This window comes from Methylobacterium sp. BE186 (assembly GCF_031457035.1).
In the GTDB taxonomy this organism is placed as follows: domain Bacteria; phylum Pseudomonadota; class Alphaproteobacteria; order Rhizobiales; family Beijerinckiaceae; genus Methylobacterium; species Methylobacterium segetis.
The window spans coordinates 123,706-145,965 of sequence record NZ_JAVDVV010000010.1 but is presented as its reverse complement, the minus strand read 5'-3'; the positions used below and the strand labels follow the sequence as shown (position 1 = coordinate 145,965).

General features: G+C 71.8%; 21 protein-coding genes. 6 read left to right on the top strand and 15 right to left on the bottom strand.

The features are described 5' to 3' along the window. The first annotated feature begins 17 nt into the window (after nt 1-17). Both J2X36_RS13240 and J2X36_RS13235 read left to right on the top strand, forming a co-directional pair. Nucleotides 18-800: a WecB/TagA/CpsF family glycosyltransferase gene (locus J2X36_RS13240; RefSeq protein ID WP_310350297.1), complete on the top strand. Its 783-nt coding sequence runs from the start codon at nt 18-20 to the stop codon at nt 798-800. Then, nucleotides 797-2,275: a lipopolysaccharide biosynthesis protein gene (locus J2X36_RS13235; RefSeq protein ID WP_310350295.1), complete on the top strand. Its 1,479-nt coding sequence runs from the start codon at nt 797-799 to the stop codon at nt 2,273-2,275. Before J2X36_RS13240 ends, J2X36_RS13235 begins: the two co-directional genes overlap by 4 nt. Nucleotides 2,276-2,283: 8 nt before the next feature. Here J2X36_RS13235 and J2X36_RS13230 read toward each other — a convergent pair whose 3' ends face one another. From J2X36_RS13230 to J2X36_RS13220, 3 genes are read right to left on the bottom strand one after another with little or no spacing between them, the layout of a single operon-like run. Further along, nucleotides 2,284-3,357: a glycosyltransferase gene (locus J2X36_RS13230; protein WP_310350292.1), complete on the bottom strand. Its 1,074-nt coding sequence runs from the start codon at nt 3,355-3,357 to the stop codon at nt 2,284-2,286. 1 nt (nt 3,358) lies between these two features. Then, nucleotides 3,359-5,263, bottom strand: a complete 1,905-nt coding sequence (asnB, locus tag J2X36_RS13225) for an asparagine synthase (glutamine-hydrolyzing) (protein WP_310350289.1) — start codon at nt 5,261-5,263, stop codon at nt 3,359-3,361. Nucleotides 5,264-5,298: 35 nt separating this feature from the next. Continuing rightward, nucleotides 5,299-6,459, bottom strand: a complete 1,161-nt coding sequence (locus J2X36_RS13220; RefSeq protein ID WP_310350286.1) for a glycosyltransferase family 4 protein — start codon at nt 6,457-6,459, stop codon at nt 5,299-5,301. A gap of 231 nt (nt 6,460-6,690) precedes the next feature. On the opposite strand from J2X36_RS13220, the gene J2X36_RS13215 reads away from it, so the two are divergent. From J2X36_RS13215 to J2X36_RS13200, 4 genes are all read left to right on the top strand, one after another. After that, entirely contained in the window at nt 6,691-7,965 is a 1,275-nt protein-coding gene (locus J2X36_RS13215; RefSeq protein ID WP_132254362.1) for a VpsF family polysaccharide biosynthesis protein, read from the top strand. Then, a complete protein-coding gene (locus tag J2X36_RS13210) occupies nt 7,962-9,236 on the top strand; it encodes a cellulase family glycosylhydrolase (RefSeq protein WP_310350282.1) in 1,275 nt (424 codons plus the stop codon). Before J2X36_RS13215 ends, J2X36_RS13210 begins: the two co-directional genes overlap by 4 nt. Before the next feature lie 56 nt (nt 9,237-9,292). Beyond that, nucleotides 9,293-10,459: an acyltransferase gene (locus tag J2X36_RS13205; protein WP_310350279.1), complete on the top strand. Its 1,167-nt coding sequence runs from the start codon at nt 9,293-9,295 to the stop codon at nt 10,457-10,459. Between the two features lie 104 nt (nt 10,460-10,563). Further along, nucleotides 10,564-12,126: a formyl transferase gene (locus J2X36_RS13200; protein WP_310350275.1), complete on the top strand. Its 1,563-nt coding sequence runs from the start codon at nt 10,564-10,566 to the stop codon at nt 12,124-12,126. A gap of 42 nt (nt 12,127-12,168) precedes the next feature. On the opposite strand, the gene J2X36_RS13195 is transcribed toward J2X36_RS13200, so the two are convergent. The 12 genes from J2X36_RS13195 to J2X36_RS13140 form a co-directional block, all read right to left on the bottom strand. Next, complete coding sequence (locus J2X36_RS13195) at nt 12,169-12,774, bottom strand: hypothetical protein (protein WP_310350272.1); 606 nt, start codon at nt 12,772-12,774, stop codon at nt 12,169-12,171. Nucleotides 12,775-12,815: 41 nt separating this feature from the next. Next, nucleotides 12,816-13,037 (bottom strand): hypothetical protein, encoded by a 222-nt coding sequence (locus tag J2X36_RS13190; RefSeq protein ID WP_132254357.1) that lies wholly within the window; start codon nt 13,035-13,037, stop codon nt 12,816-12,818. 49 nt (nt 13,038-13,086) lie between these two features. Next, on the bottom strand, nt 13,087-14,127 hold the full coding sequence (locus tag J2X36_RS13185; protein WP_310350269.1) for a formate dehydrogenase subunit gamma: 1,041 nt from the start codon (nt 14,125-14,127) through the stop codon (nt 13,087-13,089). Between the two features lie 51 nt (nt 14,128-14,178). Then, the gene (fdh3B, locus tag J2X36_RS13180; RefSeq protein ID WP_109891549.1) at nt 14,179-14,775 is read right to left on the bottom strand and encodes a formate dehydrogenase FDH3 subunit beta; all 597 of its coding nucleotides are present in this window, start codon (nt 14,773-14,775) and stop codon (nt 14,179-14,181) included. Between the two features lie 15 nt (nt 14,776-14,790). After that, nucleotides 14,791-17,733: a formate dehydrogenase subunit alpha gene (locus tag J2X36_RS13175; protein WP_310350265.1), complete on the bottom strand. Its 2,943-nt coding sequence runs from the start codon at nt 17,731-17,733 to the stop codon at nt 14,791-14,793. 7 nt (nt 17,734-17,740) lie between these two features. Beyond that, entirely contained in the window at nt 17,741-17,959 is a 219-nt protein-coding gene (locus J2X36_RS13170) for a formate dehydrogenase (protein WP_109891547.1), read from the bottom strand. Between the two features lie 68 nt (nt 17,960-18,027). After that, entirely contained in the window at nt 18,028-18,612 is a 585-nt protein-coding gene (locus tag J2X36_RS13165) for a molecular chaperone (protein ID WP_132254354.1), read from the bottom strand. A gap of 143 nt (nt 18,613-18,755) precedes the next feature. Next, nucleotides 18,756-19,418 carry a DUF3306 domain-containing protein gene (locus tag J2X36_RS13160; protein ID WP_310350260.1) on the bottom strand — a complete coding sequence of 221 codons (663 nt, stop codon included), beginning with the start codon at nt 19,416-19,418 and terminating at the stop codon, nt 18,756-18,758. After that, nucleotides 19,415-19,924, bottom strand: a complete 510-nt coding sequence (locus J2X36_RS13155) for a DUF3305 domain-containing protein (RefSeq protein WP_310350257.1) — start codon at nt 19,922-19,924, stop codon at nt 19,415-19,417. The genes J2X36_RS13160 and J2X36_RS13155 overlap by 4 nt, the downstream gene beginning before the upstream one ends. Nucleotides 19,925-19,944: 20 nt before the next feature. Continuing rightward, nucleotides 19,945-20,949: a DUF6352 family protein gene (locus J2X36_RS13150; protein ID WP_310350254.1), complete on the bottom strand. Its 1,005-nt coding sequence runs from the start codon at nt 20,947-20,949 to the stop codon at nt 19,945-19,947. Then, nucleotides 20,946-21,506 carry a DUF6505 family protein gene (locus J2X36_RS13145; RefSeq protein WP_310350251.1) on the bottom strand — a complete coding sequence of 187 codons (561 nt, stop codon included), beginning with the start codon at nt 21,504-21,506 and terminating at the stop codon, nt 20,946-20,948. The genes J2X36_RS13150 and J2X36_RS13145 overlap by 4 nt, the downstream gene beginning before the upstream one ends. After that, nucleotides 21,503-22,258 (bottom strand): biotin/lipoate--protein ligase family protein, encoded by a 756-nt coding sequence (locus J2X36_RS13140; RefSeq protein ID WP_310350248.1) that lies wholly within the window; start codon nt 22,256-22,258, stop codon nt 21,503-21,505. Before J2X36_RS13140 ends, J2X36_RS13145 begins: the two co-directional genes overlap by 4 nt. Nucleotides 22,259-22,260: the final 2 nt, after the last annotated feature.

Below are 22,260 nucleotides of genomic sequence, written 5' to 3'. Positions count from 1 at the left end.
TGCGAGAGGTTGAGCCGATGCGCGTCGAACTCCTCGGACTGCCGGTCGACATCCTGAGCCACGACGAGACGGTCGGGCGGGCGCTCGCCGCGATGCGGGGCGAGGCGCCCCGCTGCCAGCACGTCGCGCTCAACGTCGCCAAGCTCGTCAATGCCCGCCGCGACCCCGAGCTCGACCGCGACATCCGCGAGAGCGACCTCATCGGCATCGACGGGGCCGGGATCGCGCTGGCGCTGCGCCTCCTCGGCCACCGCAAGGTCTCCCGCGTGGCCGGCATCGACCTCTTCGAGAGCCTGATCGCCCTCTGCGCCGAGCAGGGCCTGCGCCCCTATCTCCTCGGCGCGAAGCCCGACGTCGTCGCCGACACGGCGCGGGCCCTGACGCAGCGCCACCCGGGCCTCGACCTCGCGGGCTACCAGCACGGCTATTTCCGCCCCGAGCAGGAGACCGAGATCTGCCGGCAGATCGGGGCGAGCGGCGCCCATTGCCTGTTCATCGCGCTGCCGACCCCGCACAAGGAGCGCTTCATGCGCCGGCACCGGGACGCGCTGAACCTGCCCTTCCTGATGGGGGTGGGCGGCTCCTTCGACGTGGTCGCCGGCCGCGTGCAGCGGGCGCCGCGCAGCGTCCAGGCGCTCGGCGCCGAATGGTTCTACCGGCTCGCCCAGGAGCCGCGCCGGCTCGCCGGCCGCTATCTCAAGACCAACGCCGTCTTCGCCGGGCTCCTCCTCGGCGCGGCCGCCCGCCGCCTTGTCGCCCCGCAGGAACCGGGGCCGCTCGGGCGGGGGCGCGAGCGATGACCCGCTCGGCCTACGCGCTCTACTTCCTGGCGAACCTCGCGCCGCGGGCGCTGATGTTCCTGCTGCTCCTCGTCCTCACCCGGCTGATGCCGATGGGCGAGTACGGCCTGTTCGTCCTCGTCGTCACCACCGGCGAGATCTTCGACATGGCCCTGTGCAACTGGGTGCGGGTCTTCGCGCTTCGGAGCGAGGGCGCGAGCGCCACCATGCGCCCGTACCGGCTCGGGCGCCTGCTCGCGCTCACCTTCGCGACGACGGGCCTCGCCTTCCTGCTGGCGGGCGCGAGCGGCCTGCTGCGGCAGGAGCAATCCCTCGCCTTCACCGTGTCGGTCGCCGCGATGATCCTCGCCTTCGCGCCCCTTCGGCTCTCGCTGATGCTGCTCCAGGTGCAGCGCAAGCACTCGGCCTATGCCGCCGTCGAGGCTTTGCGCGCGGGCGGCACCTTCGCCGCCACCGGCGCCGCGATGCTGCTCCTGCCGCCGGACTTCCTGAACGCCTCCCTCGCGCTCGCCGCCGCGACGGCGACGGCGGGCCTCGTCGGCCTCTGGCAGGCGCTTGGCCATGTCCCGCGCCCGCGGCGCGCCCGCCGCGGCTACGGGGCCGCCCTCGCCTTCGGGCTGCCGATCGCGGTGGCGCAGGTCCTCGTCTACGCGCTGGGCTATTTCGACCGCTACATCGTGGATTTCCTGCTCGGCCCCCACGCGGTCGCGGTGCTCGCCGCCGCCTACTCGCTCGGCCGCCAGCCGATCGAGCTGTTCATCGGCCCGCTGAACAACTACGCCTTTCCCCACCTCGTGAAGATCTACGAGCACGAGGGTCCGGAGGCCGCCGCGACCGCGCAGGCGGGCCTCCTCGCCACGCTGGTCACGGTCGGCAGCGCCATCGTGATGGGCCTGATCCTGCTGACCGACCCGCTGCTCACGATCGCCCTGCCGGCGGATTACCACGCCGAGGCCGCGCTCCTCCTGCCCTGGATCGCCTTCGGCTCGCTGGCGCTGCTCGTGAAGTACTTCATCTTCGACAACGCCTTCCACCTCGCCAAGCGGACCTGGCTGCAGCCCGTGGCCATGCTGCCGCCCGCGATCTTCGGCCTCGTCGCCTGTTTCCTGCTCGTGCCGCGGTTCGGCATCGTGGGGGCCGGGATCTCCTTCGCCGTGGGCGCCTGCTTCGCGGCCCTGACCACGGCCGTGATCACCTCCCGCATCCTGCCCGTGCGGATGCCCTGGGGCATGCTCGCCCGGATCGTCCTCGCCAATGCCTGCGCCTCCTGCGCGCTCTACACTTTGCGCGGCTTCAGCGAGCCGGCCGGCCCGCTCGTCGTGCTCGTGGCGAGCACCCTGGCCTTCATCGCGGTCTACGCCGCCGCGTTGACCCTGATCGGCGTCTCGTTGCGCCGGACGATCGAGACGCCCTGGGCCTCCGTGGCGCCGCGTCCCCGGGAACCGATGCTGAAGCCGATCCTGCAGAAGCCGTAAGGATCGGGCTAGCGGGCGAGCACCGCCTCGAACAGGTCGAGGTAGCGCGCGACCACGCGGGACACCGCGTAGGTCGCCGCCCGGGCGATCCGCGGACCCGGGTCGCCCGGATCGGCGAGCGCCGCCCGCAGGCCGGCCGCCAGCGCCGCCGCGTCGCCGACCGGGACGAGCGTCCCGTAGCGGCCGCGCTCCAGGATCTCGCCCGGGCCGCCGCAATCGGTGGCGACGACGGGAAGGCCCGAGGCGAGCGCCTCGACGACCACGTTGCCGAAGGATTCGCTCGTCGAGGACAGGGCGAGGACGCGCGCCTGCCCGTAGGCCGGCCAGGGCTCGGCGAAGCCCGGCAGGCTCACCCGCCCGGCTACCCCCGCCTCGGCCGCCGCGCGCTCCAGCGAGGGCCGCTCCGGCCCGTCCCCCAGGATCGTCAGGCGCACCGTCTCCGGCAGCAGCGCCAGCGCCCGGATCAGGCTGTCGTAGCCCTTCTCGGGCACGAGCCGCCCCACGGCGAGGATCATGAGGGGGCGCGCCGCGAGGGCGCCCGCATCGGCGGCCGCCTGCGCGCGCTCGACCGGGATCGGATTCGGGATGCAGGCCAGCTTGCCCGCGTCGGCGCGCCACTCCGCGACGAGGCGCTGCCGGAGCCCCTCCGAGACGCAGACCGTGCGGGCGGAGAGGCGCGTCAGCGGCCCGGCCAGGGGAAAGGCCGCGCCGCCGATCCGCCCGCGCACGATACCGGGATGGCCGTGATAGGACAGGACGATGCGCGTCCGGCCCGGCGCCAAGAGCTTGGCGGCTGCAAGCTTCACGCTCGCGGGCGCGTCGATGGCGAGCGCGATGTCGGGCTTGGTCGCCCGCAGGCGCCGCGCGAGGCGGCCGACATTGGCGACGTGGCCGCCCCCAAGGACGACGACCTCGACGCCCGGCGCCACGAAACCGGCATTGCCCGCGCGCTCCGCGTCGACGATCAGCGTGGTCGCGACGCCGGCTTCGTGGAGGCCGCTCGCGAGCACCGCCGCGACGCGCTCGGCGCCGCCGGTCTGCAGGCAGGGGACGTAGATCGCGACGGAGCGGACCCGCCCCACCTCAGGCGACCCGGCTCTGGGCCTGGCCGGCGCCTAGGCCGGGCTTGAAGGTGCGCAGGAACAGCTCGAGATTCGCGAGCGACCACAGGACCTTCTGATGGTCGCTGCGGCCCTCCAGGTGCTCGGCCACGAGGCGGTCGATCTCGGCCGGGCGGAGGATGCGCCGAGTCTCGGAGGCGCCGGACAGGAGCAGGTCCTCCAGGCGCGCGCGTAAAGGGCCGCGGAACCAGAGGCCGGTCGGCACGGTGAAGCCGACCTTCCTGCGGTTGAGGATCGTGGCCGGCAGCATCCGGGCGGTGGCGGCCCGCAGCACCGCCTTGCCCTTCGGGTGGCCGACGAGGAACCGGTCGGGGAAGCGCGCGACGAGACGGGCGAGCTCGACATCCATGAAGGGCATGCGGCCCTCGATGCCGGCGGCCATCATCATGCGGTCGCCGCGCTCCAGGAGGTTGTCCGGCAGGTAGGAGGTCTGGTCGTAGAATTGCGTGCGGCGCACGCCGGAGCCCCGCGCGATCGAGAAGGGAAAGTCGTCGATCGCGGCCGGATCGGCCCGGCCGGTCAGGGCCAGGCGCTCCGCCGAGGAGACGCCGCCGAACCAGCGCCGCATCCGGGCCGCCCGGTCGCGCTCGGCCAGGGCGTTGGCGAGCACCTTCACGCGGCGCGCGCCGTAGGGCATGGCGCCGACCGCCGGGTGGACGAGCCTGTCGTGCACCACGCCCGGCACCAGCGACTGGTAGAGGGCGAGCCAGCGCTCGGCCCGGTGCTTCGGGTAGCCCGCGAGCAACTCGTCCGAGCCTTCGCCCGTCAGCACCATCTTCACGCTGGCGCTCGCCGCGCGGGCGAGCAGCAGGATCGGGATGTCGGAGGTCTCGGTGACCGGCGCGCCGCGATGGGCGAGCGCGTCGGGCCACGCCTCCGCGAAGTCCTCGGGCGTGATCACGCAGGCGGTGTGGTCGGTGTCGAACAGGTCGGCGACGGCGCGCGCGTGGTCGAGTTCGGAATAGGCGGCCTCGGCGAAGCCGACCGAGAAGGTCCGCAGGCGGCCGCGGGCGTGGCGCGCCATCGTGGCGACGACGGCCGAGGAATCGAGGCCGCCGGACAGGAAGGCGCCGAAGGGCGCGTCGCTGCGCATGCGGATGCGCACCGCCTCGTCGAAGGCCGCCTCGAACAGGCGCACGGCCTCGCCGAAATCCGTGATGTCGGGCGCCGTCTCGGCGAAGGGGGGCGTGAAGTAGCGGCGCACGTCGAGCCGCCCCTTCGCCCAGATCCCGAGGCAGCCCGGCGGCAGCTTGCGGATGCCGGAGAAGAAGGTCGCCGGGCCCGGCACGTAGCGGTCGACGAGGTAGGCGTCGAGGGCGTCCCAGTCGAGGGTGCGATCCGTTCCCGGCAGGCCCAGCAGCGCCGGGATCTCGGAGGCGAAGGCGATGCGCCCCGGCGATTCGGCGAGGAAGAGCGGCTTCTTGCCGAAGGCGTCGCGGGCGATGAGCACGCTCTGGCGCGCCCGGTCGAACAGGGCGAAGGCGAACATGCCGCGGAACCGCGCGACGCAATCCTCGCCCCAGGCCCGGTAGGCCTCGATCAGGACCTCGGTGTCGGATTCGGTGCGGAAGGCGTGCCCGCGGGCGCGTAGCTCCTCGCGCAGCTCCACGTAATTGTAGATCTCGCCGTTGAAGGTGACGGTGACCGCATCATCGGCCGAGGACATCGGCTGGTGGCCGCCGCCGAGATCGATGATCGACAGCCGGCGATGGCCGAAGGCGACCTCGTGCCGGCCGTCCGCCGTCGCGGACCGCCAGAAGCCGGACCCGTCCGGTCCGCGGTGGCGGATGTCCTCGGCGAGCGCCGCCAGCGCCCCCTCTCCGGGGGCGCGCGCCGCCTCGACGATCCAGCCCACGATGCCGCACATGCCCTGCCCGTCCCGAAGTGGGGCGACCCGCTCCCTCAGGCGCGCTCGCCGACCGCAAGTTCCGCCGACGCTGCACCGCGCGTGCCGGCCCTCCCGGCGAGATCCGTGTAGATCCGGCACAGGTCCGTCTCGAACGCCTCGATCGTGAAGGCGTCGAGAAAATGGCGGCGGGCGGCGACCTGCAGGCGGCCGAGCCGCGCGCGGTCGGACAGGCAGCCCGCGATCGCGTCGGCGAAGGCGGCTGGGTCGCGCGGCAGGAGGTGACCGTTCACCCCGTCGACGACGATCTCGGACGTGTTGCTGATGTCGGTCGCCAGGAGCGCCGCGCCCGCGCAGGCCCCCTCGATGAGGCTGAGCGGCAGCGCCTCCACGAGCGAGGGCAGCGCCACGATGTCGGCCCGGCGCATCAGATCGTGCACGGCGGGCGAGTCGAGCCATCCCGTGAAGCGGATGCGGTCTTCGAGGCCCCGCTCGCGCGCGAGCGATGCGTAGGTCTCGACGTCGCCGTCCCCCGCGATCGTGCAATGCCAGCCGTCGACGCCGCGGGCGGCCAGCAGCGCCAGGGCCTCGATGAGGATGGCCGCGCCCTTGCGCGGGCCGAGCCGGCCGGCGAGCAGGATCTCGACGGGGCCTCCCGCCGCCCCGCCCTTCGGCAGGGGGGCGGCGTCGGCGAAATCCGGGGTGCCGTTGAGGAGGACGCGGATCCGCTCCGGTGCCACGCCGTGGCGGGCGACGAGATCGGCGGTCGGGCGCCCGAGCACGAGGAGGCGGTCGGCGCCCCGGCAGATCGCGAGGAACAGGCGCCCCTCGACGCTCCCGCTCCGGATGCCGGCCTCCGGCACCGCGTCGTGGAGATGGGCGGCCACGCGCGCGCCAAAGAGCTTGGCGAGATGCAGGATCACGACTTTTCGCCACGCGCTGCCGCGATTGGCGAAGTTGAGGTGCACGATGTGGGGACGAAACCGCGCGAGGCGCCACGCGATGCCGGCGAGATGCCTCGGGAAGGCGAGCGGCCAGAGCGCGCCCTCGACCGGCCCGCGGGAGGCGACGAACCGCAGGTCGATGCCCGACCAGCAGGGAGCCTCGCCGATGCGCAGGTAGCTGTAGAGCCGGTCGATGCCGCCCCGCCCGTCCGGCCCGGTCGGCGTCACGCAGAGCACGCGCAGAGGACCGGTCGCTTGGCCGGACGGCGGCATGGGAGGGATCTCCGGCTCAGGGGATGCGACGGCCAGGCAAGACAATCGTCGCGTTCAGCGGACGGAATGTGCTGTCCGCAGGTGCGGAGTGCAGCACTCCAGATTAGAGCACAGCAATCGCCATCTGGCGAGGAAGGTTCGGGATTGTGGATAATCGGCACATCTTAACCTCTTCATGTTTCCCTCGTGTTAGCGGGCGAAACGAGAATGGCGCGTGAGCGTGAGGGAGAGATGGTGACCGCCATCGGCCCGGCCGGTGTCCTGCCCTCGGCAGCGCGGGCGACCCCGCTATTGTCGGCCCTGTTCCTGGCCTTCGCGGTGCTCGTGCTGGCGCGCGTGGCCCTGAACCCGCTGCTCGTCGACCTCGTGATGAGCTACACGGGCGACGGCGGCTCGATCGTCGAGAAGATCCACCCCACCTTCTGGGGCTTCCTCGCGGTCGGGGCGGCGAGCCTCCTCACGCAGCGCATCGACCTGACGGCCTGGGAGCTGCGGGTGGTGCGGGCGCTCCTCGCCTTCTGCGCGGCCTGCACCGGCCTGCTCGCCTTCGCCACGGTGACGGGGCGCAGCGCCTCGGTCGGCTACGTGCTCGACACCTACGTCACCCTGGCGACGCTCGCGCTGATGTTCGTCTTCCCCGCGCCCTGGCGGCGGGGCATCGGGCAAGCCCTCGTCTGCTACCTGCTCGCCTGCGCGGCCCTCGCCATCGTCGAATTCGTGCTCCGGTTCCGGCTGATGCCCTTCGTCGAGAGCGAGGCGGTGTTCCGGCCGACCGGCCTGTCCTCGCACCCGCTCGAGCTCGGCATGTGGTGCGCGGCCGGGATCGGCTTCGCCGCAGCCACACCCTGGTCCCGGCGGCTCCGGTTCGCCGCCTGCGCGCTGCTGCTCGTGGGCTGCGTCGCGTCGGGCGCGCGCACCGCCACGCTGCTCGCGAGCCTCGGCGCCGTCGCCCTCCTCGTCGCCGGCATCGGCGCCGGCCTGCCGGCCGGGCGCCGCCAGGAGCGCCGCGTCCTCGTCATCCTCGGCGTGCTGCTCGTCGGCCCGGTCCTCCTCGGCGCCCTCGTCGCGGCCGGGGCGCTCGACCGGTTCTCGGAGGGCATGGCGGACGGCAATGCGAGGGCGCGCGTCGACGTCTACGGCGTGCTCTCCTACCTCTCGTGGAACGAGCTTCTCCTCGGCGGCGACATCGAGGCCGTGCGCAAGCTCGCCTTCGAGCAGTTCAAGCTGCCCTATATCGAGAGCTCCGTCGTCGTGCTCATCGTCCAGTTCGGGCTCATCGGCGCGGGCTTCTTCGCCCTGATGCTCGGGCGCCTCGTCGTGACGATCCTGCGGGGCGCCCAGGGCAGCGCGATCCTCGGGACGGTGATCTTCTTCGCGGCCGCGCTCAGCAACAACGGCCTGTCGAGCAAGACGCCGTCGGTCTTCCTGATCCTGTCGCTGGCCATCGCCTTCCACCCCGCCGCGGCCCCGCGGCTCCGCCCCGGCGCAGCGGGCTTGCGGCCATGAGGGCGCTTCTCCTCGCCCTCGCCCTCCTCGCGGGCTTCGCGCCGGCCGTTGGCGCGGCCTCTCCCGGGACGGGCTTCCGGCGCGGAGTCGGCGTCCACACGATGCTGAACTGGGGCCGCCTCGACCCGGCGGACCGCACGCGCTACGCGGCCGAGCCCTTCTCGGGCGAATCCTACGCGCTGTCGGACGCGGTGATCCGCAACGTCGCCGCCGCGGGCTTCGACTTCGTCCGTCTCACCCTCGATCCCGGCCCCTTCCTTCAGCTCGAAGGAGCCGCGCGCGACGCCCTCGACGCGCGGCTGACGGCGACCGTGCGGCGGTTCCTCTCGGCCGGCCTCGCCGTGGTGGTCGATCTCCACCCGAACACGCAGGTGCCCCGCTACGACCCGGTGAATTGGCTGCGCTCGACGGAGGACCCGATCTTCCTGCGCTACGTCGAGCTCGTCCGCCGCACCGCGCGCCTGCTCGGCGGGCTCGGCAGCGCCGCCGTCGCCTTCGAGCCCATGAACGAGCCGCCCTACGGCTACGATTCCTCGTCGGTCCGGCGCTGGCAGACGATGTGCGAGCGCCTTCACGCCACGATCCGCGGGGAGGCGCCGGACCTCCTCGTCGTGCTGACGGGAGCGCATGGCGGCGACCGGTTCGGGCTCATCGCCCTCGACCCCGCGCCGTTCCGCGGGAGCCGCGTCCTCTACTCCTTCCACTTCTACGAGCCCTACCCGTTCACCCACCAGGGCGTCGTCTCGGACTCCAAGGGCTCCGAGATGTGGCGCTACCTCTCCGAGATGCCCTATCCGGCCGCCAGCGTGCCGGCGCCGATCGTCCTCGACGTGGTGCGCGGCAACGTCGAGGGCGACGCGAGCCTCGATCCCACCCGGCGCCGCGCGGCCCTGGCGCAGGCCCAGGCGCAGGTGCGCGCCTATCTGGCCGAGGGGTTCGACCGGTCCCGGATCGCGCAGGCCTTCGATCAGGTCGGCGAGTGGGCGCGCCGCAACGCGATTCCCGGCGACCGCATCTTTCTCGGCGAGTTCGGCGCGACCCGGACCTACGGGCCCTATCGCGCCTCCGACCCGCTCTCCTACGAGACGTGGCTGCGCGACATCCGCGACCTCGCCGACCAGCGCTCGTTCGGCTGGGCCTTCTGGGCGCTAGGCGGCTACGGCGGCATGTCGCTCGTCGCCGAGGATGGCGGCTCGGTCCTCGACCGCACGACCTTGCGCGCCCTCGGCCTCAGGACCGATCCGCAGGCGGGCGCGGGGGCGCCGCGATGACCCGCCCCCCTGCCCCGCACGGTCGGCCGCCGGGGTCCCGCGCAGGAACCGCGTCCATGCCCTCGACCCGCCCCGAAGGCCACAACCGCGCCGGCCCGCGCGCGGGCGGCGAGACGGGCCTGCGCATCCCGGGGCTCGACGGGTTCCGCGCCGTCAGCATCCTCCTCGTGATGGCCTCGCATTCCGGGCTTCAGAACGTGATCCCGGGCGTGTTCGGGGTGACGATCTTCTTCTTCGTCAGCGGCTTCCTGATCACGAGCCTCCTTCTCGAGGAGCGGTCGCGCACGGGCGGCATCGCGACGGGCGCGTTCTACATGCGCCGCTTCCTGCGGCTCTACCCGCCCCTCGTCGTCTTCATCGCGATCACCGGCGCGGTCTGGGTGGCCGGGGGCCACGCGCTGCACCCGCTCGGGGTGATCGGGGCGCTCGCCTACCTCGCCAACTACCTGTCGATCTTCCACAAGGAGCTGATGCAGGGGCTGGGCGGGCAGCTCTGGTCGCTCGCCGTCGAGGAGCATTTCTACCTCGTCTACCCGCTCCTCCTGCCCCTGCTGCTCCGGCGCCGCGCCGTCGCCATTCCCGGCCTGCTCGCGCTCTGCGCCCTCTCGCTCGTCGTGCGCGTCCTCGTCTGCCTCCGGCATCCCGAGATCGCCACCGCCTATACGGGCATGGCAACCGAGTGCCGGATCGACGCGATCCTGTTCGGGGCGGTGACCGCGCTCGCGTGGCGCTCGCCCTCCGGCGCGCGCTTCGTGGCCGCCGCCACGCGGCCCGCGATCGTCGCCGCGGGGGCCGGCGCGATCCTCGCGAGCTTCCTGATCCGCGACGAGCTGTTCCGGAACACCCTGCGCTACACGATCCAGGAGATCGCGCTCGTGCCGCTCGTGCTCGCGGGCACCGTCGCGCCGGGCTGGTCCCGGCTGAAGGCGCTTCTCGACGGGCCGGTCGCCCTCCGCATCGGGCGCCTCAGCTACGCGCTCTACCTCTGGCACCTCGCGGGCCTGGCCGCCGGCGAGGCGCTCCTGCCCGGCGCGGGCTGGCGCTTCGCGGCGGCGATGGCCGTCGGCTGGATGCTCTCCTTCGCCTTCGCCGAGCTCTCCTATCGCCTCGTCGAGCGCCCGTTCTTCGCCCTCAGGCGACGTTTCGGCTCGCATGTGAGCGCGCAGGAAAATCCCCTCGATCATTCCGCATCGGGGCCGGCCCTCAACCGGGGGGCCGCGTGACGGATTCGGCTGAGATGGCGGCGGGTGGCGGCCCAAGCTTCGAACGAGGGTTCCCCGATGCCGCGGCGGCGGACCGAGGCGGGGGGCACCCGAGGGGACGGACGATGGCGGATGGCGGGACGGGCGGGGAGGATGCCGGGCACGGGCGCGCGGATCGGAGCGTGGTGCAGGACGAAGCTCCGGGTGAGGCGGCCGACGCGGCACCGGCGGCGCGGCTCGTCATCCGCCTCGATCCCCGTCGGCTCTGGCGCTGGCACCTCTGGCTCCTCGACGAGATCGCGGCGACCGGCCGGTATCGTGTCGCCCTCGACCTGTCGGCGCGGGGCCGCCCCCTCCCCGCCGGGCTGAGCCTCCTTCTCGATCTCGAGCGGCTCGTCTTCCGCCTGCGCGGCGAGCGGGCCGCCGAACCCGTCTCGGCCGACGCGATCCGGCGCGTCTGCCCCCTCGCCTCGCCCGCTGAGCCCGCCGATCTGGTGCTCGACCTGTCCGGTGTTCCGGCGCAAGCGGATCGGCCGAGCTTGCGCCCGCTCTACGACGGCAGCGCCGACGAGGACGTGCTGCTCGACCGCGTGATGCAGCCGGCGCGCCTCAGCCTCTCGATCGACGGTGCCGCCCGCGCGGAGACTGCGCGTCCGGAGATCGCCGGTCGCCCCGTCCTCACGGAGCGGCTCGACAATGCCTTCGGCGTGCTGCTCGGCCTCTGCCTCAGGGCGGTGCGGGAGGGCACGGCGGATGCTGGGCCACACGATGCGCCCGCCGGGCGCGCCGTCGTCCCGGCCGACCTCGCGGCCTTCGCCGCGCGGGCCGTGCGGACCAAGATCGCGCGAACGCTGACGAAGCTCAGCCGCGAGGCGCCCCGCTGGCGGGTCGGCGCCCGCCGCACCCGGGACGCGGATCTCCTCGCCCGGACCCTCAAGCTGCCGGAGGCGGGCTACGCCTTCCTGCCGGATGACGGGCAGCGCTTCTACGCCGATCCCTTCCTGCTCGCCGCCGGGGGGACGACCTACGTGATCATGGAGGAATTCCCGTTCGGCACGCGCAAGGGGCTGATCTCGGTCGGCACCCTCGACGAGGCGGGCCGGATCTCGCAGGTTCGGCCCGTGCTGGAGGAGGCGCACCACCTCTCCTACCCCCACGTGATCGAGCATGCCGGCGCCCATTGGATGGTGCCGGAGAGCTGCAACAGCCGCCAGATCTGCCTCTACCGGGCCGTGCGCGTGCCGGACATCTGGGAGAAGGTCGCCGTGCTGGTGGACGGCGTCGACGCCTCCGACGCGACCCTCCACTGCCAGGACGGCGTCTGGTGGATGTTCGCCGCGGTGCGCGAGCGCCACGGCTCGCGCAACGACACGCTCCGCCTCTACACGGCTCCCGACCTTGCCGGCCCCTGGCGGCCCGCCCCGATCGATCCCGCCCTCATCGACGCGACCTCGGCGCGGCCCGCCGGAAATCTCTTCCGCCTCGGCGGGAAGCTGTGGCGGCCGGCGCAGGATTGCTCGCGGAGCTACGGCGGTGCGCTCTCGCTCTGCACCGTCGAGACCCTCTCGGCGGACGCCTATGCGCAGACGCGGGTCACGACGATCGAGCCCCGTGCCCCGGTCGAGGGGCTGGGGTTGCACACCCTCAATTTCGGGCACGGCTACGAGGTGATCGACGTGGTGCGGTGAGCGGCCCGCGCCGTCAGGGGGCCGCCCGCCGCGGCTCTGGCCTTACTGGGCGGGCGTGAAGAATTTCGGGTCGAGGGCCGAAAGCGCGAGGAGCGGCGCGGGCATCGGGATGCCGGCGACCCGCATGGCCCGGGCGGCGTCGCGGCAGGCCGCGATGCTGTTGTCGCGCGCGGCCGCGTCGACCCGCTCGATCATCTCCGGCGTCGGCTTCAGGGGCGGCGGCGGGGCGGCCGGCGCGGCGGGCGTCGCCGGGGCGGCCGCTTGCGGAGCCGTCGCCTTGGCATCGGCCTGCGCGGCGCCCTGCGGGCCGGAGGCGCCGGGCCCGTTCTGGGCCACGGGGCCGCTCATGCCGGATTTCTGCTGCGTCTCGCCCGCGGCTGCCGAGGGGCCCCCGGATTGCTGGCCCGGAGCCGGTGCCTGCACGGCGGATGTCGGCTGGCCCGCACTTGGCTGCCCCGAATTTGGCTGCCCCGCAGCCGGCTGACCGGCCGCCGGCGCGGCCGGCGCCTGCGCGGGTGCGGGCGGATGCACGTAGGCGACGAGTTCCTGGCACAGATTCGCCGGCTTGCCCGACCCGGCCTGCGCCGACGCGGCTGCGGGCACGAGGATCGCGGCGGCCGCGAGAGTGGCGAGGTGCAGGCCCTTCATCGTCTCCGTCCTTCTTGTTCGTTCCGTGAGGCCGCCAACGCTCAGGAGCGCTTCGGCGCCGTGGTCTCGCCCGCCACCGCGTCGTGCGGACCCGTCGCGTCGCCGGTCCAGCGCGGACCGACGAGGTTCGTGCCGGGCTGCGACACCCGGGCCGACGAGGTCGAGAAAGCCTGCCACGCGAAGCGCTGGCTGCTCGACAGGATGTACGAGGCGGCGATGCCGATCGCCACGGCGCAGATGACGGCGACAGCGAACGCTTTCATGGTGGTCTCCCGTCCCGGCCTCAGGCCGGCATGCGAATGCCCGTCTCGGTTACTCGGCCGGCGCGTGATGGGTCCGCAATTGCGGGCCGCTCGCGGTGCGGGCCTGCTCCTTCTCGACCCAGAGGTCGTGGTGCGCGCGCGCCCAGGCCAGATCGACCTTGCCGCTGCCCATCGCGTCGTAGGCGCCCTCCATGCCGAGCGAGCCGATGTAGATGTGCGCCAGGATCGCCGCGATGAACGCGACCCCGATCAGCGAGTGGATGCCCTGCATGATCTGCATCCCGTTGATGTCGGTCGCCGCGAAGGGGAACAGCATCATCAGGCCCGTGACGCCCATCGCGGTGCCGAAGCCCGCCACCATCCAGAACACGACCTTCTGGCCGGCATTGAAGCGCTCGGCATGGGGGTGGCCCTTACCGATGAAGCCGCCGCCCGCCTTGATCCACTGCAGGTCGATCCGGTTCGGGATGTTGTCCCGCAGCCAGACGACGAACATGAAGACGATGCCGAGCATGAAGGGCCATGCGAGGTAGACGTGCGCGTACTTCGCCCATTGCGAGAGCGTGGCGAAGGCGTCCGGCCCGATCACCGGCATCAGCAGGCGCTTGCCGAAGATGTAGTTCAGGCCCGACAGCGCCAGGATGATGAAGCAGGTCGCCGTCATCCAGTGCGTGAACCGCTCGAACCCGTTGAAGCGCAGGATCTTGCGGCCCGATTCCTCGCTGTGCTCCATGCGGATGCGGCCGCGGGTGAAGTAGAACAGCCCCAGAAGCGCGACCATGCCGAGGATGGCGGCGGCGCCGATCCAGGGCATCCAGGTCTCGTGGAAGCCGCGCCATTCCCGCCCCTGCGGCTGGATCAGGTTCGCCGCCTTCTGATCGGGAATCGAGATGCGGCCGCCGATCTTCGGACCCTGCTTGAACAGCATGTCCTCATTGACCGAATCCGCGGTCGGGTTCGGCGCCGTCGTCGGGGTCGTCGTCGGCGGAGCCGATTGCTGCGCGAGCGCCGGCAGAGCGGCGGTGCCCGCGAGGCCCGCGAGCATCGTTGCCGCGACGAATGTCCTGATCCGCGTCGTTTGCCGCCGCATTGCCCTACCCTTCCCTCGTCCTCGCGCTGTGAGACCGGCCGGATCGACCGGTCAGATGGCCACGGTCTCGCGATAGGCCGTCTTCCAGCCCCACGCGCCCGAGCCGTAGCCGCGCTTGATCACGCGCTCCTTGTAGATCTGGGCGATCATCTCGCCGTCGCCGGCCAGCAGCGCCTTGGTCGAGCACATCTCGGCGCAGAGCGGCAGCTTGCCCTCGGCGAGGCGGTTCGAGCCGTACTTCTCGTACTCGATGGTCGAGAGGTCGGGCTCGGGGCCGCCCGCGCAGTAGGTGCACTTGTCCATCTTGCCGCGCGAGCCGAAATTGCCGACGCGCGGATATTGCGGCGCTCCGAAGGGGCAGGCGTAGAAGCAGTAGCCGCAGCCGATGCAGAGGTCCTTGGAGTGCAGCACCACGGCGTCCGCCGTGGTGTAGAAGCAGTTGACGGGGCAGACGGAGGCGCAGGGCGCGTCCGTGCAGTGCATGCAGGCCATCGAGACCGAGCGTTCGCCCGGCTTGCCGTCGTTGAGCGTCACCACGCGGCGGCGGTTGATGCCCCACGGCACTTCGTGCTCGTTCTTGCAGGCGGTGACGCAGGCGTTGCACTCGATGCAGCGGTCCGCGTCGCAGAGAAACTTCATGCGTGCCATGGCGATGTCGTCCTCTTACGCCGCCCGGATCTGACAGAGGGTGGCTTTCGGCTCCTGCATGCCGGTCACAGGATCGAAACCGTAGGTGGTGATGGTGTTCACGCTCTCGCCGAGGACCACCGGGTCGGTGCCCGCCGGGTAGTACTGGCGCATGTCCTTGCCCTGGTACCAGCCGGAGAAGTGGAAGGGCATGAAGGCCACGCCCTTGCCGACGCGGTCCGTCACGAGCGCCTTCACCTTGGTCTGCGTGCCGTCCTCGGGACCCGACACCCAAACCCACTGGCCGTCCTTGATGCCGCGGTCGGCCGCGTCCTTCGTGTTGATCTCGACGAACATCTCCTGCTGGAGCTCGGCGAGCCACGGGTTCGAGCGCGTCTCCTCGCCGCCGCCCTCGTACTCGACGAGCCGGCCCGAGGTCAGGATGATCGGGAAGTTCTTGGCGACCTCCCGGTCCACCGCGGCCTTCTGCACCGAGAAGCCGATATTGGGCATGCGGAACTGCCGGTCGTCCGGCCGGGTCGGATACTTCGCCACGAGGTCGGGCCGCGGCGTGTAGATCGGCTCGCGGTGGACCGGCACCGGGTCCGGCAGGTTCCAGGCATTCGCCCGGGCCTTGCCGTTGCCGTAGGGCACGACGCCGTGATCGAGGCAGACACGCTGGATTCCGCCCGACAGGTCGGTCGCCCAGCTCACCGCGTCGATGTTGTTGCCGCCGATCTTGGTGATCACGGCCATCTCCTCGGCCGTCAGGTCCTTGTCCCAGCCGAGCTTCTTGAAGACGCCCATCGTGAACTCGGGATACCCGTCGGTCAGGTCCGAGCCCTTGCTGAAGGAATCCTCGGCGAGCAGCGTCTGGCCGTTGCGCTCCACGCCGAAGCGGGCGCGGAAGCAGCCGCCGCCGTCCTTCACGTGCAGGTTGGTGTTGTAGAGGATGTGGGAGCCGGGGTGGCGGATCTCCGGCTTGCCCCAGCAGGGCCAGGGCAGACCGTAATAGTCGCCGCCGACCTCCGGATCGTCCTTGGGCGCGCGCAGCGTCACGAGGTCGAACTTGTGCTGGTTCTTCATGTGCGCCTTGAGGCGCTCGGGGCTCTGCCCGCAATAGCCCGTCGACCAGCCGCCGCGGTTGATCTCGCGCAGGACGTCCTCGGCAGACGGAACGCCGTTCTCGACCTTGATGCCCTTGAACATCTTGTCGGCGAAGCCGAGCTTCGTCGCGAGCCGGTAGATGACCTCGTAGTCGGATTTCGACTCGAAGGCCGGCTTCACGATCGTCTCGCCCCACTGGATCGAGCGGTTCGAGGCGGTGCGCGAGCCGTCGCACTCAAGCGTCGTGCAGATGGGCAGCAGGTAGGTGTTGTCCTGCCGCGCATCGAGCGCCGCGAAGGTGGTCGGGTGCGGGTCGGCGACGACGAGCAGCTCGAGCTTGTTCATGCCGGCGATGGCGTCCGGCAGGCGGGTGACGGTGTTGCCGCCGTGGCCGAACACCATCATCGCCTTGATCGGGCTCCTCTGGTCGATCTGGTCGTCGGGCAGGTTCACCGCATCGAACCAGCGCGTCGAGGTGATGCCCGGCGCCTCCATGTTCTCCTTGCGGGTGCGGGCCTTGCGGCCGCCCTTGGCCGGAATCTCATCGAAGCGCGACTGCAGCCACTCGTACTCGACGTCCCAGACCCGGGCCCAGTGCTTCCAGGCGCCCTCGACGAGGCCGTAATAGAGCGGCAGCGTCGTCACATCGAGTCCGAGATCGGTGGCGCCCTGCACGTTGGTGTGGCCGCGGAAGATGTTGGCGCCCGTGCCCGGCTTGCCGACATTGCCGGTGGCGAGGCACAGGATGCAGAAGGCGCGCACGTTCGCGGTGCCGACCGTGTGCTGGGTCGCGCCCATGCACCAGATCAGGGTCGCGGGCTTCTCCTTGGAGAAGATCTCGGCGACGCGGCGGAGCTGCTCGCCCGGCACGCCGGAGACGCGCTCGACCTCGTCCGGCGTCCACTTGGCGACTTCCTTGCGGACGTCGTCCATCGCGTAGACGCGCTGGCGGATGAATTCCTTGTCCTCCCAGCCGTTCTGGAAGATGTGCCAGAGCATGCCCCAGATCACCGGGATGTCGGTGCCGGAGCGGATGCGCACGTACTCGGTGGCGTGCGCGGCGGTGCGGGTGAAGCGCGGATCGATGACGATCATGTTCGCGCGGTTGATCTCCTTGCCCGACAGCACGTGCTGCATGGAGATCGGGTGCGCCTCCGCCGGATTGCCGCCCATGATGATCATGGTCTTGGCATTGCGGATGTCGTTGTAGGAGTTGGTCTGGGCGCCGTAGCCCCAGGTGTTGGCCACGCCCGCCACCGTGGTCGAGTGGCAGATGCGCGCCTGGTGGTCGACCGAGTTCGTGCCCCAGAAGGCGCCGAGCTTGCGGAACAGGTAGGAAGCCTCGTTCGTGAACTTGGCCGAGCCGAGCCAGTAGACGGAATCGGAGCCCGACTTCTCGCGGATGGCCGTGATCTTGTCGCCGATCTCGTCGATCGCCTGCTCCCAGGAGACCTTGGTCCACTGGCCGCCGACGAGCTTCATCGGGTACTTGAGCCGGCGCTCGCCGTGAACGAGCTCGCGGATCGCCGCGCCCTTGGCGCAGTGCGTGCCGCGGTTGATCGGGCTCGCGTAGGACGGCTCCTGGCCGACCCAGACGCCGTTGACCACCTCGGCCGTCACCGTGCAGCCGACCGAGCAGTGGGTGCAGATGTTCTTCTTGATCGTCACCTCGGCCCCGCTCACGGCCGAGCCCGCGGCTTGCGCCCGGCGCACCGCGCCGAGCTGGATCGAGCCCGCGGCGGCGAGGCCGCCCGCCGCGAGGCCGGACTTCCGCAGGAAGGCGCGGCGGTCGAGGACCCCTGCGGCGAGACCGGCGGCGACGGCCTGATGTTTCGTGCGGCTCGCCTCGCCGCTCTTGCGCTTGATCAGCATCGCGATCTCACTTCTTCAGCGTCTCGTAGCCGTTCGTCCGGTAGAAGGCCTTGACGTGGTCGGTCTCCCGATACCGCGCCTTGGTCTCCTCGGACCCTGGATCGTAGGCCTGGGCCTCGTTCGTCGAGATCGGCGACAGCAGGCCCGCCGCCGCGACGGCCGAGCCGCCGCCGAGCGTGCGGAAGAACTGGCGGCGACCGATCTCGCCTTTCTTCTCCTGGGCCATTCTCGTCACTCCCGACTGTCTCTCATCGTCTCATCACTCGCGCAGGCCGGCTCGTTCCCGGCGCGCGCTCAGGCATCCATGGCGAAGGCTTCGGCCTCGATCTCCAGGAAGATCCGGCCGAGCTCGCCCAGAGCCCGGTAGAATTCCGTGTCCGCCTGCTCCGCGAGATCCGCGAAGAGGCGGGGCGCCCACGGCTGCAGGTGGCGCGCGAAGAAACGCGCCTCGGCGCCGGGCTCCGCCTCGACCCGCCCGGAGGCGAGACCCGCCATCACCTCGAGGAGGATCGCGACGTGATCCTCCGGCTCGCTCGTGGACTCGCTCCGCTCGATCCCGAGCGCCGCGAAGTCCTCGCGCACCCGGGCGAGCGGGCGCTCGTTCAGGAAGCCGGTCAGGTAGTAGGAGGCGTAAGGAAGGAGGCGGCCCCGCCCGACCCCGATGAAGGTCTCGAAATGGTCCCGCTCGATCGCCCGCGGATCGGCCTCCCGCGCCGCGGCCCCGAGCCGGCCCAGCGCACGGCCGAGCGTGGTCCCGTCGCCAGAGAGCCCGCCGACCTGCCCCAGCACCCGGGCACAGGGGACGCGGCCGACCAGCGTGGCGAGGAGGTCGTATTGGCGCGAGCGGAGCAGATCGATCTCGTCGACCGTTGCAGCCATGCCGATTCCCCCTTCGGCAACGCCCTGACCCAACGCACCCGACAGCATCTTGCTCCTCAACCCGCAGGCGCTCCCCGCGGACCGAATTCATTGTGCACATTATAAACGCGTTCGAACGGCCCGCAATCTCACTTTTGAGCAGTTCAAATCGGAATCGCACCCCCATGGCGTCGCACCCGCGTGAGAGATTGCGGATTCTGTCTCACAGTCGAGTCTTCGATGGGCTCCGCGGGGGCTTGCGCGTGCTCGGGCAGCAACGTGCGATCGACCGCGTTATCGGATGCAATCGCTGCGGGCGGAGCCGCTTCGCCCTCGGGATCGGGCGCCGAATCATCCATTCCAGGATCGGGCAGCCCGGCCTCGCCGGCCGGCGCCGGTGGCGCGTCGGGCTCGCCATCCGGCCTGTCCCCGAAGATCCGGCCGAGCATGGCCTTCACGTCGTCGGTCGGCAGCAGGGGGCCGGTGCCCGGGACGCCGCCCGCGACGTTCCAGTCGTAGGCGTATTCCCGTGCCTCGCTGACGTAGTCGCGGATCGCGGGGTCGAGGGACCACATCCGCCGCAGGGCGGCCTTGCGGAGCAGCGCCGGCACGCCCTTGCGCAGGAACGGCGCAAGGTCCGTCCCGGCCGTCAACGTGTCGAGCGAGGGCAGCGCGGCGATCTCCTCCTCGGTCAGCGCGGCCTCCTCGGCCGGCGCGGGCGCTGCAGCCGCGTCCGGCGGCGAATCCTCGGGTCTCGGCACGACGGGCTCGGTGCGCGTCTCCCGCTTGCGACGCGACCAGCGCGCGAGGAAGTCCGCGCCGCTCATTCGGTGCCTCCTCCGCGCTGGCCGCCGACGGCGCCGCGCGCCAGAGCCTCCGGGTCGGCCCGGTCGCGCTTGCGCTTCTCGAAGGTCCGCTCGATGTGGAAGGCCGCCACGAACTCCGCGACGACGGCCTGGATCGCCTCCGGCATCGCCACGGGCTCGACGATCTCGCCGATGCCCTCGGCCATCGCCTCGCCCTCGTAGGGGTCGGCGGTGACCGCGGCGACCTCGTAGGCGTCGCCCGCGACGTGCCGCAGGGCGACCCAGAGCGAGGGCCGCCCGGAGACGAGATTGTCGCGGTAATGCCCGGTCTCGCTGATGTGCAGGCCGACCTCGTGGGCGCCCGCATAGAACCTGTCCTCGCCCTCGGCGGAGGCGAGGAGGGTCCAGGGCTCGGTCTCCGGCACGTCCGGCAGGGCGGCGACCGGCAGCCACTGATGATCGGCCCAGGGGCTCTTGAGCTTGCGCCGGGCGACGATCACGCCGACGGCGAAACGATCCTTCGGCATCAGGCCTCCTCCCCCATGCCTCAGACGACCGCGCCGGCGAGGGGCAGACCGGCGACCAGGTTCTGGGGCTTCAGGGTCACGCGCTTGTCCGGGCTCATGGCGAGCAGAAGATAGATGGGGTGGCCGGCGACGTCCCGCTCCATCCGCGCCGTGTCGGCGATCGTCATGCGGAACAACGCGACGACCCGGGTCAGGGCTTCCGGCTCGACGGCCTCGCCGCGCCAGAGCGCGTTGCCGATCCGGGTCGCCTCCGCGTCGAGGCCGACGAACCAGCGCCAGTCCCGCTCCTCGATCCGGGCGAGCGGCTCGACCTTCGCCTCGAGCGCCAGGAGATGGCGCAGCCACGCCTCGATCGCCCGGGCGAGCCCGTCGCGGCTGCGCGGGTTCTCCGAGATGTTGAGGGCCATGGTGAAGGCGTCGGACCGGCTCCAGTAGGTCCAGGCGTTCTCGTCGGTCATCACGTCGAGCTCGGCCGCCGGCTCGGCACCGAACATCGCCATCAGCGGCGAGGCCGAGGCGCCGGCCTCCCGCGCCTCGATGATCTCGGCATCGGCCAGCACGGTCGCCTCGCCCGAGAGCGAGACCCGCTGCGGCCGGAAGAAGAGTTCGGCCCCGCGCAGGGTGTAGGGGTCCTCGCAGCCGTCCAGCGCGTTCCTCAGGATGAGGTGGACGAGCTGGTTCAGGAACAGGCCCGGCGTCCCGGCGAGCCCGTTCCGGACGAGGTCGAGATAGGCCGCCTCGATCGAGCGCGCCCTCAGGAGCCTGTCGCGGAAGGCGAGGACCACCTGCCAGTTCTCCACGGCGTCCGCGTCGGCGAGCGAAGCCACCTCCGCGGCCGCCACGGGACGGCGCGGATCGGCGAGGAGGGCGGCGTGCAGCGCCCGCTCCGCAGGGCAGGCCTCCGGCGGCGGCACCAGTTCCGGCCGCGCGAGATAGGCGAGGAGAAGCTCGTCCGTCACGGCGAGGCCGCCGGCCTCCGTGCGGCCGGCGAGATGGTGGCCGCTGGACACCCAGAATTCGGTCATCGCGGATCCGTCCCCATCAGGCGCACGAGGTCGACGCTCTCCTCGGGCTCGTCATCGGTCTCGACGAAGGTGAAGGCGCGCGAATGCGCGTGCAGCCGGTCGGCGCCGGGCACGCCCTCCCGCCGCTGCAGCGTCCGGAAACGCTCCTTCAGCTCGCCGCCCTCGACGCTGCGGTTGAGCGCGATCACCGTGCCGATGGCCGGCCCGCAGAGGGAGGCCGCCACCGCGATCTCCTCCTCGGCCGCCGCGCGCGCGGCGGCCTCGCTCGGCGCGCCGAGCTTCTCCCGGATGTGGCGTGCGAGGGCGGCGACGGCCGCCTCGCGCTCGGCCTCGCTCGCCTCGCTCACGACGACGAGGGTCGAGAAGCCGAACGAGGTCACGCCGAGAAAGCCCGAGCGGAACGCCGCCCGCTCCTTCGGCGGCAGGGCCTCGGGATCCGCGTCGAAGAACAGGAAGGAGCCGGTGACCGCCCACTCGCCGGGCTCGGCGGGATGCGCGAAGACGAAGGTGTCCGACGGGTCGAGGCGGAGCGTTCGCGGCAGCTTGATCGGGCTCACAGGCGGGGCCTCCCGGTCGCGGGCTCGAGCCAGGTCGGCGTGCGCAGGCCCGCGGCGAGGCCGTCCCGTCGCCAGCCGCCGAGCAAGGCCGGGTCTTCGGTCAGAAGGTCGCCCGCGGGATCGATGCGCTGGTCGGCGCCCGACAGGTTCGGGATCAGTTCCTCGCGGTAGGCGTGCGCGAGCACGCCGAAGCCGCGATCGGACCACGTCTCGAAGGCCCGCATGAGATAGCGCGCGAAGCCCTCGACGAAGACCGCCCGATCCTCGACCTCGAACCCCTCCTCCTCCAGCGAGGTCGTCTCCGGTGTCAGGCCCGGATCGCCCGCGGCGCGCTTCGAGCCGATCAGCATGCAGGAGAAGACGAGCCAGTCCGGGATCGCGTCTTCTGGACAATCCGCCGGCCAGGCGAGGCGCCCGCCGCCGATCCGCGCCTCGTTGAAGAGGATCGCGTCGGGCCACGCGAAGCGCACGGCCCGCTCCGGCGGCGCGTGCGCCCCGACAGCCTCGCCCAGCGCCACCATGCCGGCGAGGAAGGCGCGGCGCGCGCCGGCCAGTGGCTCCTCGGGCGCCAGCACCACGGCGAAGGCCGGGTAATCCCCGTCGAGCGCGTGCACGATGGTGCCGGCGGCCTCGGCGCTCGCGAGCCGGCAGGCCTCGGCGTGGACGCGCTCGGCCGCATCGATGGCGACGTCCGAGAATAGCGGCGGCAGGTCGAGCCCCCTCCCCTGTGACATCGCGGCGTGGTTCGTCATCG